General features: G+C 46.1%; 11 protein-coding genes and 1 tRNA gene. 3 read left to right on the forward strand and 9 right to left on the reverse strand.

Annotated features, from left to right (window positions below):
• Positions 1-9: 9 nt before the first annotated feature.
• The 3 genes from IPP74_12960 to IPP74_12970 form a co-directional block, all read right to left on the reverse strand.
• Positions 10-1197 (reverse strand): tyrosine-type recombinase/integrase, encoded by a 1188-nt coding sequence (locus IPP74_12960; protein ID MBL0320179.1) that lies wholly within the window; start codon positions 1195-1197, stop codon positions 10-12.
• Between the two features lie 164 nt (positions 1198-1361).
• Positions 1362-1451: transfer RNA gene (locus IPP74_12965), tRNA-Ser, on the reverse strand.
• A 170-nt stretch (positions 1452-1621) separates the two neighbouring features.
• Positions 1622-2428: a prepilin peptidase gene (locus IPP74_12970; protein ID MBL0320180.1), complete on the reverse strand. Its 807-nt coding sequence runs from the start codon at positions 2426-2428 to the stop codon at positions 1622-1624.
• A 195-nt stretch (positions 2429-2623) separates the two neighbouring features.
• Between IPP74_12970 and IPP74_12975 the strand changes: the two genes are divergently transcribed.
• Entirely contained in the window at positions 2624-3130 is a 507-nt protein-coding gene (locus IPP74_12975) for a histidine phosphatase family protein (protein MBL0320181.1), read from the forward strand.
• 363 nt (positions 3131-3493) lie between these two features.
• On the opposite strand, the gene rnd is transcribed toward IPP74_12975, so the two are convergent.
• Entirely contained in the window at positions 3494-4660 is a 1167-nt protein-coding gene (gene rnd, locus IPP74_12980; protein ID MBL0320182.1) for a ribonuclease D, read from the reverse strand.
• Between the two features lie 326 nt (positions 4661-4986).
• Here rnd and aspS point away from each other — a divergent pair, with 326 nt between their 5' ends.
• Together aspS and IPP74_12990 are read left to right on the forward strand one after the other, a co-directional pair.
• Complete coding sequence (gene aspS, locus IPP74_12985) at positions 4987-6807, forward strand: aspartate--tRNA ligase (protein ID MBL0320183.1); 1821 nt, start codon at positions 4987-4989, stop codon at positions 6805-6807.
• Positions 6804-7055 (forward strand): sulfurtransferase TusA family protein, encoded by a 252-nt coding sequence (locus IPP74_12990; GenBank protein MBL0320184.1) that lies wholly within the window; start codon positions 6804-6806, stop codon positions 7053-7055. Before aspS ends, IPP74_12990 begins: the two co-directional genes overlap by 4 nt.
• A gap of 103 nt (positions 7056-7158) precedes the next feature.
• Here the strand turns inward: IPP74_12990 and IPP74_12995 are convergent, their stop codons facing one another.
• The 5 genes from IPP74_12995 to IPP74_13015 form a co-directional block, all read right to left on the reverse strand.
• A complete protein-coding gene (locus IPP74_12995) occupies positions 7159-7875 on the reverse strand; it encodes a response regulator (GenBank protein ID MBL0320185.1) in 717 nt (238 codons plus the stop codon).
• A complete protein-coding gene (locus tag IPP74_13000; GenBank protein MBL0320186.1) occupies positions 7859-10537 on the reverse strand; it encodes a sensor histidine kinase KdpD in 2679 nt (892 codons plus the stop codon). Before IPP74_13000 ends, IPP74_12995 begins: the two co-directional genes overlap by 17 nt.
• 1 nt (position 10538) lies before the next feature.
• Positions 10539-11129 (reverse strand): potassium-transporting ATPase subunit KdpC, encoded by a 591-nt coding sequence (gene kdpC, locus IPP74_13005; protein MBL0320187.1) that lies wholly within the window; start codon positions 11127-11129, stop codon positions 10539-10541.
• Between the two features lie 9 nt (positions 11130-11138).
• A complete protein-coding gene (kdpB, locus tag IPP74_13010) occupies positions 11139-13202 on the reverse strand; it encodes a potassium-transporting ATPase subunit KdpB (protein ID MBL0320188.1) in 2064 nt (687 codons plus the stop codon).
• A 14-nt stretch (positions 13203-13216) separates the two neighbouring features.
• Positions 13217-13354, reverse strand: a 138-nt coding sequence (locus IPP74_13015; protein ID MBL0320189.1) for a potassium-transporting ATPase subunit KdpA, incomplete at its 5' end; no start/stop codon positions are given.

The raw sequence follows: 13354 nt of genomic DNA on the forward strand, positions 1-13354 counted from the left end.
TTGATTGGTTTAGGATTTTGAACGATGGATTGCATTTTCCAAATAATCTCCCCACCATTGCATCATTTTTTTGCGATCCTGTAAATACTGGGCATGATTATAGCTCGCTCTCACTTTATTCCGTTCAGCATGAGCAAGTTGTCGTTCAATCACATCAGCATGGAATCCATGTTCATTCAAGATAGTTGATGCGGTGGCGCGGAAACCATGTGCGGTTGTTTTTGATCTGTATCCCATGCGGTAGATCGCAAACAGCATCGTGTTTTCGCTAATGAAATGTGTTGGCTTAATGCGGTTAGGGAATATCAATTCACGGTGGCCGCTGATTTTCTCTAATTGTTTTAGGATATCGATTGATTGTTTGGTTAGCGGCACGATATGCTGCATACCCATTTTCATTCTCTCACCAGGAATACGCCACTCTTCTTTTTCCCAATTGATCTCTTCCCATTTTGCACCGCGTAATTCAGTCGTGCGGACGAAGGTGTTGAGTAATAGCTTGAGAGCAAGTTTGGTTTGCAGGTCTCCGTCATAGTTTTCTAATGTGGCTAGGAATCCAGGTAGTTCATCTTCTTTGAGATGTGCGAAGTTTTCTCGTTTACGAGTTTTGAGTGCGCCTTTTAATGCCGCGGATATATCGTATTGAAGGTCTCTTGTGAGAGTGGCGTATCTGAAAATTTGTCCACATGACTGTAACAGGCGTTTTGCTAGGTCTATAGCTTCTCTTGCTTCTACTTTGCGCAATACGGCTAACAATTCAGGTGCTGTGATTTCTTCTATCGGCCTGTGACCCAGGGAAGGAAAGATGTCTAATTCTAAACGGCGGATCACATAATTAGCGTGTCTGGGTGTCCAACTGGGGATTTGGTTTTCGTGCCATTCCCTTGCTACCGTTTCAAAGCCATTTTCTGTTTTGAGAAGAACCTGACGCTTAGCCTCTTTTTTTGCTTCTGAGGGATCTATACCATCTCTTAGTTTCTTACGGGCTTCATCTCGTTTATCCCGTGCCTCTTTTAATGAAACTTCTGGATACACTCCAAACGCTAATCGTTTCTCTTTCCCACCGAATCGATATTTCATTCTCCAGTACTTGCCTCCACTTGGGGTGATTTCCAGATAGAGGCCTTTATCATCAGATAACTTCTTAGCTTTAGGTTCTGGCTTCGAGGTCTTACAGAGTATATCAGTCAGTGGCATTTGGGGGCATCTCCAGTTGGGGGCATATAGATGCCCCCAGAAGTGCCCCTATATGCCCCCGGATTTTGCTAAATACGGATGGACGTTATAAGACCAACTATAACCTAGAAGTCTTGATTTGTATAGGATTTTCGGATGATTTGGGACTGTCTCGGACAAGGAAATGGCGGATGGGGTGAGATTCGAACTCACGGTACGCTTTCACGTACGTCGGTTTTCAAGACCGGTGCCTTAAACCGCTCGGCCACCCATCCGCAGGTAGTCAAAACATTGAGCGGGAGGGCAAATATAGCATCATTTTTTTTAAGATGCAATGCCTATCAGCGTATCAATGGAGGTTATCATCAGGTATCATCAGCTTACTAACCAAGCCACTCCACTCCACTCCACCCCAAAACACCCCACTCCCAAAACCCCCCCCCACCTAAATCCTAACAAACGAGTGCACCGGCCCCAGGAGTATGGTTTCCAGCCATATCTCAAAATGCCCCAGCCAGTTGCCGGCATCAAACACCAGGCACATCCATAATGAAAGGGCCAGGGCTGGGCCGAAGGGGTAGTGGCAGGTGCCTTTATAAGCACGCACGAACAACCCCAGGATGGTGCCGCTGAAACCAGCCAGCAGGAAGAAAAAAACCACCGAGTGAAGGCCAACCAGCGCACCGCAGATGGGGATAAATTTTACATCGCCCAGGCCAAGCATTTCCTTTTTGCGCAGCCAGCCATAAATATAGTGAAGAAACAACGCGATGGCGGCGGCAATGGCGGCACCAAGCAACGCTTCCATCGAATTAAGCCAGCCCCAGATGAAAAGAATAATGGTCAGTAACAGATGAAAAATCTGTAAGCCATCGGGAATAATCATGTGTTCCAGATCAATCACCGCTAGGATCATCAACGACACCGTTAAGATATAAAGTGGCAAGGCATGAAGGGTCACGCCGTGGGTGAAATAGAGGATCATAAAACAGCTGCCCGTGACCAGTTCGATGACCGGATAACGCCGCGAAATAGGTTTTTTGCAATAGCGGCATTTGCCTCGTTGAAGCAGCCACGAAAAAAGCGGGAACAAATCTTTAACACCAAGCGCATGGTTGCAGTGCGGGCAATGCGAACGCTCAACCACCAATCCTTCTTTGCGGGGAATGCGATGGCTGGCCATGGTGGCAAAACTGCCCAGTGCAAGGCCAATGATAAAAAGGAGAAAGGGAGTGATGAAGGTCAAAATCATGGGTTCCAAGGGGTTGAAGTTTGAAAATTAAAATGAACATCAAAATGAACATCAAAATGAAAAACAAAATAAAAAAGGAAATGAAAACAATCCTGTGAACACAGGTAGCAATCTAGCCGTTATAACCAACATTCCTAATCATTTGGTTAATTTGGTTTTTATGCTAAACTGAAACTTTATAGAATGGGACTAACTATGCGGCATATTTACGTGCTTCGGCATGCGCAAAAAGATAATAGATCAAAGGAATCCGACCGGGATGTACCACTAACGGCCCACGGCAAAGAACAGGCGAAAAACCTGGGGGTATTTCTTAAAACACAAACGATTCAGCCCACTGTCATTCTTTGTTCGGATGCACTTAGAACACGAGAAACTGCTGAACATCTGCTGCAAGGATGGGAACGCGAACAAGACGTTATTTTTTCGCATGAACTTTATTATACGACCGCCGGAGGCATCCTTACTACCGTGCAGAAATTGGATGATCACGTGCAATCGGTGTTGTTGGTGGGGCATAATCCTGGGATTCATCAATTTGTGATGCTGATGAGCGATTTTAAAGATGTCGCAACGCTACAGAAACTAAAAATCGAATTCCCCCCCGGCGCATTTGTGGGAATGGCATTGGCCATTGATAACTGGGGCGATGCCGCACCAGGGCAGGGACTGATTGAGCATTGCGTGTATCCGCTGAAATAGGAAGCGTTTTCTCTGCTTTAAGCGAAGTGAGGAAGGAATTGCGCTAGTCGCGCAATAGCTATTGTACTGGATTCCCGCCCTTTTTAAGCAGCACTCGCCTAGGCTTATACTGCTTAAAAAGGGCAAGAATGACGGTTTTTTTGGGGCAGGTAATGACCCACAAACTCCGTCATATTCAGCCATTTTCACAGAATGAGCTGAAGGCGAGTACGATGAGTGCGACTGGCATGGCCAATGTCTCGGTGGTTGCAAGACCAACCATGGCCTTGAGAACAGGAACGTGTGAAAAGTATCAACAGTTAAAAAAAGGGAGAAGCTCGATTTTAGGGCCGTGCAATCGCATGTTGGCTTCTAAACCCCATTTTATCGTTTCAGTGGAATCACCACAATTTTCCCATCCCTTAATGTAAAGGCCATATTGCCTTTCTTAAGTTCCATGGCAAACTTCCCAAATATTTCATACCTCCAGCCATACATTGCTGGCACACTAGGTGAGTGGCTATCTTCGTCTTTGGCAATGACATGTAAGTCGTCATCGTTAGCAACCAGTTTTTCGGCTACATGTGAGACCATACATTGTTGTTTTAATAATAAACGCAACAGCTCCACCACCGGTTTGATATGTGAGGGAGTATGGCTGCGTTCAACCAAGGTCGGGAGGTCATCAGGTTCAACGGCATTGATTTTGGCAATGATATCCAGCACCTCGGTGGCAAAGGGAGTCAACAGGAGATCTTCAGGTATCGCTCGAATCTCCATTAATTCATCGATGGTCTGTGGTGCCGCTGCTGCAATTTCCAATAACACATTATCTTTTAAAACAAAGCCGCGCGGCACATCCATGTGCTGCGCCTGGATTTCACGCCATTTAGCCAGTTCCTTGACGCGGTGGGTAAAGCACTTTGCATGGCTGCGTAGGCGCATTTTTTTCCAAACTTCTTCAACATCAGTTATATACACATCTTTGTTTTGCAGATTGGCCATTTCCTCAGCTACCCAAGCATCACGTCCTGATTCTTTTAATTCGTGGTCAATGCGCTGATAAATATCACACAGGTGACGCACATCGTTTAAGGCATAATCATATTGTTCTTTCGACAATGGTCTTCTGGCCCAATTCGTAAAACGATGGCTTTTATCAATTTCGATCCCCAAATATTTTTCTGCTAATGCACCATAACTAGCCGAATCACCAAATCCACAGACCATAGCGGCCACTTGCGTATCAAACAGCGGGAACGGGATTTTGCCATGCCGATGCAAGATAATCTCAATGTCCTGGCGGCAGGCATGAAAGACTTTCACAACCTTTGGATTATCAAACAACGCGTAAAGTGGCTGCAGATTCATCCCTTCGGCCAGCACATCAACGGCAAAACATGCGCCACCAGGTGCTGCAACCTGAAGGATACAGAGTTGAGGATAATAGGTTTTTTCCCGAATAAACTCGGTATCAACCGCAATAAATGGTTCATGCGCGAGTGGGCTACACAGCGCTTTAAGTTCGGAAGTTGTCTGAATCAATGACATGTGGGCTTTATCTTGATCGCTTAAAGCCAAAGAATACTAATATTTTTTCTCAAAGTACAGTGCTCATCCATCACGTTCTTCTGTCTTCTGTGGGCAAGGCTTAACCAGTATAGTCTACTACAATAAAGACAATAAAGAATATTCGCCCGCCACCTGTGCCTAACAGTCAGTCAATGGAAGAGCACCGATAGGATTTCATACGCAACGTCTTGCTGAAACGAAAACAAGGCCGATGCAACAGCCGTAACCGTTCTAACTTAGTGCTTAACAATCAAGGGTTTTTCCCATATAATGCGGTTTTCCTCTGTTCTTTTTTAAGGAATTCTATGCATCCCTTCCGTAGCCATCACTGTAATCAATTGCGCGCTTCAGATATCAACCAGACTGTCCGTATTTCGGGTTGGGTTCATCGCCGTCGTGACCATGGAAACCTGGTATTTATTGATGTACGCGACCATTACGGGATTACCCAATGCGTTATTAACCCGGAGAGCAACCTGGTGGACGAAGCCAGCCGCTTAAAGTTTGAAAGCGTGATTACGGTTACGGGCAACGTGGTTGCCAGGTCACCTGAAACCGTGAATGGCAATATGGCCACCGGTGAAATTGAAGTCGCTGCCGAAACACTTATCGTTGAATCTGAAGCCGATATGCTGCCGCTACAAGTCAATGCCGACCGCGAATTTCCGGAAGAAACCCGTTTGCGCTATCGTTTCCTCGATTTACGCCGCGAAAAATTGCATGCGAATATCGTGTTGCGTTCATCTGTCATTGCCGCTCTTCGTCGCAAAATGACTGATCGTGGTTTTATGGAAATTCAAACCCCTATTCTTACCGCTTCATCTCCTGAAGGGGCGCGCGACTTTTTAGTGCCTAGCCGTCTCCATCCAGGTAAATTCTATGCTCTGCCGCAAGCACCTCAGCAATTTAAACAAATGCTGATGGTGTCGGGATTTGATAAATATTTCCAGATTGCCCCCTGCTTTCGTGATGAAGATGCACGTGCGGATCGCTCACCTGGTGAATTTTATCAGCTTGATATGGAAATGTCATTTGTCACGCAAGACGATGTATTTGCCGCTATTGAACCGGTTCTATATGAAGTGTTTACTGAATTTGCCAGCAAAAAAGTAACGAAACCACCCTTTGCCAGAATTACCTATAAAGATTCAATGCTGAAATATGGATGTGATAAACCCGATCTTCGTAATCCAATTGAAATTGCTGATGTAACGGAGATATTCAGAAATTCTGGTTTTTCGATTTTTGTTAAATCCATCAGCAATGGTTCGGTTGTTCGTGCTATTCCGGCTCCCAAAGTGGCGAATGAGCCGCGCAGCTTCTTCGATAAAAAAGTGGCTTTTGCCCAAGAGCAGGGAGCTGGTGGGTTGGCTTATATTATTTTCGGTGATGATGGTGTTGCTAAAGGCCCCATCGCTAAGCTGCTTAAAGAAGAGGAATTACAGGCTATCCGTCAAGTGGCTGGCCTTCATAATGGCGATGCGGTATTTTTTGCCTGTGATGAGGTCGCTAAAGCGGCTGATCTTGCCGGTAAAGTTAGAACGTTACTTGGTGAAGAACTCAAGCTCATCCCGCAGGATGAATTCCGGTTTTGCTGGGTGGTTGATTTTCCTTTCTACGAATATAATGAAGAGCGTAAGCATATCGATTTCAGCCATAATCCTTTCTCTATGCCGCAGGGTGGTATGGATGCGTTGCTCAACCAGAATCCCCTCGATATCGTGGCGTTTCAATATGATATCGTCTGCAATGGAATAGAATTATCCAGTGGTGCTATTCGGAACCATCGTCCTGATATCATGATCAAAGCCTTTGAAATCGCCGGTTATAATCAAGATGCCGTGGAAGAAAATTTTGGCGGCATGCTGCGTGCCTTCCGTTTTGGTGCACCACCACACGGTGGCCTTGCTCCTGGTGTTGATCGTATGGTCATGTTGCTGGCGGGCGAGCCTAATATCCGTGAAGTGATTTGTTTCCCGATGAATCAAAAAGCTGAAGATTTATTGATGGGAGCGCCATCGCGTGTTGCACCTAAACAATTACAGGAACTGCATATCCAGTTAAGCCATGTAGCTAAAAAAGCGCTTGAAGAAGCCGATGCCGAGACTAAGGTTGCCAATCAATGACCGATGGCGACTCTGGCGGTTATCTGTGTGATACCAGGGGGCTGCGTTGTCCAATGCCGGTGTTGATGCTCAGGCGGTTCTTGAAAGCGGTTCCTGACGGTTGTTCCGTGGAAGTGCTCGCCGACGATCCTCGGGCCCCATCAGAATTTGAGGCTTTTTGTCATGTCTCAGGTGATGTTTTTATTGCACAGAGACGCAACAAACAAGGTTATAGCGAATCGATTATCCACAAGAAGACTAAGACATAACACGGAACTATTGGCTAGCCCGGATACTTCATGCCTTCATGAAATATCCGGGCTAGAATGCAAACCGTCTGAAGTTGATGGTTCTATCAATTAAACGCCGTGTTTATTCCTCAGCATTTAGCCTATAGCCTACGCCTGGTTCGGTGTTCAGGTAGATGGGCTTAATGGGATCGTCGTTGAGTTTTTGGCGTAAATGTTGCATGTGTATACGCAGGTAATTATTATTTTCTAGCGCGTGCTTGCCCCAGATTTCTTTGAGCAACTGCGAATAGGTCATCACTTTTCCTGCGTGTTTAGCCAGGATGGAAAGTAGTTGATATTCAATGGGTGTGAGGTGAACGATTTCATTTTTTAGCAGCACCAAGCGTTTATTGAAATCGATGCTTAAATCAATAAACGAAAAAACAGCATCATGTCCTGATTTTAGTTGTCGGTGATGCTTTAAGGCTACTTTCATGCGTGCTAATAATTCGGCTAGGCCAAATGGTTTGGTCAGATAGTCATCGGCACCGTTTTCAAGTGCGTAGACTTTTTCGCGTTCCTGGCCGCGGGCCGACAGGATGATGATGGGGAGTTGGCTCCATTCGCGAATAGACTGGATCACGTGATGTCCATCCATATCGGGAAGGCCTAAATCTAAAATGATCAGTTCGGGATGTGCGGCAACAGCCTGTTGTAGGCCGATGCGGCCATTTTCTGCGAGGGTGACTTTATAGCCGTGCGAGGTGAGCGCGTTGGAAAGAAATTTTTGTATTTCCAGTTCATCTTCAATCACCAGAATCGGAATGGAAGGGATAAAATTTTCAAACGGTGTGGGCATCGTTATTCTCCGTTATCAGTTTAGAACGGTTGGGGAGGGTAAAACAAAATACAGCACCACAGTCAGGGTTGTTTTTAGCCCAAATTTGGCCGTTATGTGCTTCAATAATAGCGCGGCAAATAGCAAGGCCAAGACCGGTCCCTCCGCGATTGCTTTTATAAAATTTATCAAAGATTTTTTGTTCTTCGCCAGAGGCAAGACCATGACCATTATCCGTGATGCATATTTTAACGTCATCGGCACGTACTTCAACCTGGATCGCAATGCTCAGCGTGCCGTCGCCTTTAAAGGAACGACAGGCATTTTCAAGTAAGTTGGTGAAAACCTGTTCAATCAGCAAACCGTCTATTTCGATTAATTCGTTTGTTTCGATATGGGTTTGCACGGCATCTTCGGGTAGTAAGGTTTTGAGGCGAAGAAGGGCAGCGCCAATAATTTCATCCAGAAAATAAGGCTGGCGGTTTAACGCAACTTTACCGGATTCTAACCGCGAAATATCCAAGACATTATTCACCATTCGCGATAATAATGTGCTTTGATCATAAATGGTTTTAATCATGTCGCGAACGTCGGTTGCCAAGCCGTCAACTTTCTCTAATAACTGGTTTGAAAGGCCGGTAATAGAAACCAAGGGTGTTCGTAAGTCATGGGATACGGACTGAAGCAGGACATTGCGCAATTTCTCGGTTTCTACGGCGACTTTGCTTTCTTCGGCTTCAAGGGCTTTATTGGCTCGTTGAAAAGAAATGGCAATGATGGTTGCAAAGGCTTCTACCATGGTTATTTGTTCGGGTTCTAATTCTGGCTTATCCTGAGGGATCACTCCCAGCACTCCTTTTACTTCGCCTTCGGCCATCAGGGGAATGTATAATCCTTTGGTGCTGTTGAGAGTATCGGTGCCGTTGCCGGCATTTTGTCCATTTTCAAATGCCCAGAAAGCAGCGCTTTTTTCACGCAGATCTGCATCCCATGAAATATTGGAAATGATCGAAAGTGGTTGGTCTCCGGTTGAAGGATACCAAATGGTCACAATCGCATTAAAAATCTCCCCAATGTAGCGTGCTGCTTCATGCCCTATGCTTTCATGTTTTCGCGTCGAGGCTAATGATTTTGCCAGAGATAAAAGACGCCGTGTTTCTTGTTCTTTTTTGCGGTACAAGGTGATTTGCAGGCTTAAACGGGATGCCATCGAACCGATAATGAGGCTGGCGACAAACATCATGAAGAAGGTGAGGTGGTAACGTGTGTCTAGTACGTTAAACGTGTAGTAAGGTTCTGTGAAAAAGAAATTAAATGCACCTACCCCCAAGAAAGAAGTAAGAACCGATGGCCCGATGCCATAACGCATCGCCACCAGCATCACGCCAATTAAGTAAATCATGACCAGATTAGTGGCTTCAATCGTATCCCTAAGTGGCAGCAAGCCAAGCGTGCATAAGCCAACCACAACTGGAGCTGATGCGTAGCCTATTGGTTTGGTACTGAGTGTTGGAATGAGTAAACGGAAATTAGATCGTCCCTTGTTATCCGTAATGACGTTAATTTCAACGAGGTTATTGCGGCGTATTAATTTTTCAGCCAGCGTACCAGCAAGTACATCCCGTATCCAGCCACGATGCCTTAGCCCTACTACAATGCGCGAAATAGCTTTTTCCTTGGCAAAATTGAGGATTTCATCTACGGCATTGTCGCCTTTGAGAACGACGACGATTCCACCCATACGTTCAGCGAGTTGAAGGTTGCTTTCAACATTGTCCCGACTGCGTTGATCTAAACGATAATGGCGACTGGTTTCCACATACACAGCAAACCAGGGAGATTTCATCCGCGTTGCTAAACGTTTGGCATGTCGGATAATGCGTGTTGAAAGTGAGTCATGGCCTACACAAACTAAGATGCGTTCCGTTATAAAGGCTTCACGGTTGCTAGTGTCGGTGTTTTCCATACCCATTTGTGCGTCAACGCGTTCGGTCATTCGCTGCAAGGCCATTTCCCTTAGTGCGATCAAGTTACGTTTTTCAAAGAAATGTTCTGCGGCTTTAGCGCGGACATGCTCAGCCAGATAGACTTTTCCATTTTTCAGCCTATCCAGCAATTGCTCAGTAGGGATATCCACAAGCGATACATATTGGGCTTGATCAAAAACACTGTCGGGGACGGTTTCGCGTACGTGAATACCAGAGGTACGGGCAACCAGGTCATTGATACTTTCAAGATGCTGCACGTTAAGCGTGGTGTAGACATGGATGCCGTGATCCAGCAACTCTTCTACATCCTGCCAGCGTTTGGGGTGGCGAGAGCCTGGGGCGTTGGTGTGTGCATATTCATCAAGGATGATAAAGGCTGGCTTGCGTTCAAGCGCAGCATCAAGATCAAATTCTGAAATGTCGACATCGCGATGACGGATGATTTTGCGGGGAATGATTGGCAGCCCTTCTACCAGCGCTTGTGTTTCTTTGCGTCCGTGAGTTTCAACCAGGCCAATGACAACATCAACATTCTCATTAGCCAGATGTTTAGCCTCGTTGAGCATGGCGTAGGTTTTGCCAACTCCGGCACAAGCGCCGAAAAAAATCTTAAGAATCCCGCGCCCAGAAAAATGGTCATCCTTCTGGATTTTATGTAGTAATTTATCAGGATCTGGACGGACGGTATCGTTCAAACTATTTACCCCCCTCACGGCTAGCACGATCTAATGCCAGGTTGAGCAACAAGACATTGACGACAGGTTCTCCTAAGATACCCAATGTTCGTCCTTCCGTATGGAGTGCGACCATTTTTTTGACGTATTCTTCTGAAATCCCACGTGCTGTAGCAACACGTTTTATCTGGTAGTTAGCAGCTGCGATGCTGATATGGGGGTCTAACCCACTGGCAGACGCGGTTACCAGATCAACAGGAACAGGTTCATGATTGTTTGGGTCGGCTAGTCGGAGTGCATCAACGCGGGCTTGAACGTTTTTCATAAGATCGCCACTGCCGATACTGAGGTTTGATCCACTGGAGGCGGCGCTGTTATAAGGCACAGGCGATGTGGCTGATAAACGCCCCCAGAAATAAGTGGGATTGGTAAAGTGTTGGCCAATGAATGGCGACCCGATGACTTTTCCATTCCCATCCTTAATCATACTGCCTTCTGCCTGATTAGGGAATAATGTTTTTGCAATTCCTGTTACCAGTGCTGGATAGAGGCCACCGCATATCACGGTAAGTACTATGAGCATCAGGGCAGCTTGACGAAATGTTTGCAGCATAAATCTCTCCTAAACGAGTCCTAGCAGGGTAAGTAAAATATCAATGGCTTTAATCCCAATGAAAGGGACAATGATTCCGCCCAATCCATAAATCAAGGCATGCATGCGTAACAAAGCAGACGCGCTGATGGCACGGAATTTGACACCGCGAAGCGCCAATGGAACCAAAGCAATAATAATAAGCGCATTGAAAATAACAGCAGAGAGTATAGCGCTTTGCGGCGAAGCTAAGTGCATGACATTGAGCACATTCAGCGCTGGATACGTTGTGGCAAATGCCGCAGGGATAATCGCAAAATATTTAGCGATATCATTGGCTAAACTAAACGTAGTTAAGGCTCCCCGTGTCATCAGCAATTGCTTGCCGATTTCCACCACTTCAATCAGTTTGGTGGGGTCAGAATCAAGATCCACCATGTTGGCAGCTTCTTTAGCGGCTTGAGTGCCGCTGTTCATCGCTACAGCAACATCTGATTGGGCTAAGGCAGGTGCGTCATTGGTGCCATCGCCAACCATTGCTACCAATTCTCCACCTTCTTGCATTTTGCGAATATAGCGGAGTTTGATTTCAGGAGTGGCCTCGGAAATAAAATCATCTACGCCTGCTTCTGAGGAAATGGCTGCTGCAGTGAGTGGATTATCACCTGTGATCATCACACTTTTGATACCCATCGCCCGCAATTCAGCCAGTCGGCCTTTAATATCCGGTTTAATGATATCTTTAAGATGGACGACACCGAGCAGGCGTTTATCATCGGCTACTAACAAGGGGGTGCCACCTTGTCGTGCAACAAATTCAATTCTAGAAACCGTATCTTCAGCAACAACTTGTCCCATGTTCTCGACATGTTTTTTGATCGCATCTGGAGCGCCTTTAAGTACAAGACGATTTTCCAGTTGAACGCCGCTAAAGCGGGTTTCAGCACTGAAAGGAATAAAGGTTGCTTTCAGTGATTCGAGTTGTGGGAGCGCAATCTTATATTTATTGCGGGAGAGGGCAACGATGCTTTTTCCTTCTGGAGTATCATCAGCAAGGGAGGAAAGTGCAGCAGCTTCAGCCAATTCATCTTCCGAAACTGTACCGGATGGATAGAAAGCCACAGCCTGCCTGTTGCCGAGCGTAATCGTGCCTGTTTTATCAAGCAGTAACACATTGACGTCTCCGGCAGCTTCTACAGCACGACCTGATGTGGCGATAACATTCGCCTTAATCAGACGCTGCATTCCCGAAATACCAATAGCGGATAACAAGCCACCGATGGTGGTAGGAATGAGGCATACCAACAGCGCGATCACCACCGTGATACTAATGACTTCCCCTTGACCAGCATCTTTAATACTGTACAGGGAGTAAGGGAGTAAGGTGACGCATACGAGCAGGAAGATAATCGTCATTGCAGAGAGCAAAATGGATAAGGCAATCTCGTTCGGTGTCTTCTGACGTTTGGCGCTTTCAACCAAGCCAATCATGCGGTCGAGGAATGATTCGCCTGGATCAGACGTTACACGGATGACCAACCAGTCCGAAAGAATACGTGTTCCGCCGGTAACGGCATTATGGTCGCCGCCGCTTTCGCGGATAATTGGGGCACTTTCACCGGTAATGGCACTTTCATCAACGGAAGCAATGCCTTCGATGACTTCGCCGTCAGCCGGTATAAAATCACCAGCCTGCACATAGACAAGGTCACCTTTACGTAACGTGTCACTGGAAACGGATTGGTGGACATTCCTGTCATGTGCGTTTTTTAATTTTTTAGCAGTCGTCTCATGACGTACCTGTTTAAGGCTGGCAGCCTGTGCCTTACCTTTCCCTTCGGCAACGGCTTCAGCAAAATTGGCAAAAATAACCGTAAACCACAGCCAGAAGGAAACCGCCCCGATAAAAATAGGCGTTTCCTTCTGTGGTACGAAAAGGTCGTATGCGTAAAGCAATGTTGTGATGATAGAACCAACGAAAACCACAAACATCACTGGGTTGCGAGCTTGATGGCGCCAGCTAAGGCGGATCAACGATTGCCGAAATGATTCCTTCCAAGGAATAGCAAGTTCTGGCCGAGTATGTTTAATCATAGCAATTCTCCTTATTATTTTCCTAACAGCAACACATGTTCAACCACAGGCCCAAGAACAAGGGTCGGTACGAAGGTCAGTAATCCAACTAACAGCACGACACTGACTAATAGAATAATGAACACAGGTGTGTGGGTGGGAAGTGTTCCAGC

The organism is Alphaproteobacteria bacterium, assembly GCA_016722515.1.
Classification (GTDB): domain Bacteria; phylum Pseudomonadota; class Alphaproteobacteria; order Rickettsiales; family JADKJE01; genus JADKJE01.

What these genes read in the sequence shown, in the direction of transcription:
- IPP74_12960 (MBL0320179.1), bottom strand. Translation starts at nt 1,197, where the DNA reads ATGCCACTGACTGATATACTCTGTAAGACCTCGAAGCCAGAACCTAAA.
- IPP74_12970 (MBL0320180.1), bottom strand. Translation starts at nt 2,428, where the DNA reads ATGATTTTGACCTTCATCACTCCCTTTCTCCTTTTTATCATTGGCCTT.
- IPP74_12975 (MBL0320181.1), top strand. Translation starts at nt 2,624, where the DNA reads ATGCGGCATATTTACGTGCTTCGGCATGCGCAAAAAGATAATAGATCA.
- rnd (MBL0320182.1), bottom strand. Translation starts at nt 4,660, where the DNA reads ATGTCATTGATTCAGACAACTTCCGAACTTAAAGCGCTGTGTAGCCCA.
- aspS (MBL0320183.1), top strand. Translation starts at nt 4,987, where the DNA reads ATGCATCCCTTCCGTAGCCATCACTGTAATCAATTGCGCGCTTCAGAT.
- IPP74_12990 (MBL0320184.1), top strand. Translation starts at nt 6,804, where the DNA reads ATGACCGATGGCGACTCTGGCGGTTATCTGTGTGATACCAGGGGGCTG.
- IPP74_12995 (MBL0320185.1), bottom strand. Translation starts at nt 7,875, where the DNA reads ATGCCCACACCGTTTGAAAATTTTATCCCTTCCATTCCGATTCTGGTG.
- kdpC (MBL0320187.1), bottom strand. Translation starts at nt 11,129, where the DNA reads ATGCTGCAAACATTTCGTCAAGCTGCCCTGATGCTCATAGTACTTACC.
- kdpB (MBL0320188.1), bottom strand. Translation starts at nt 13,202, where the DNA reads ATGATTAAACATACTCGGCCAGAACTTGCTATTCCTTGGAAGGAATCA.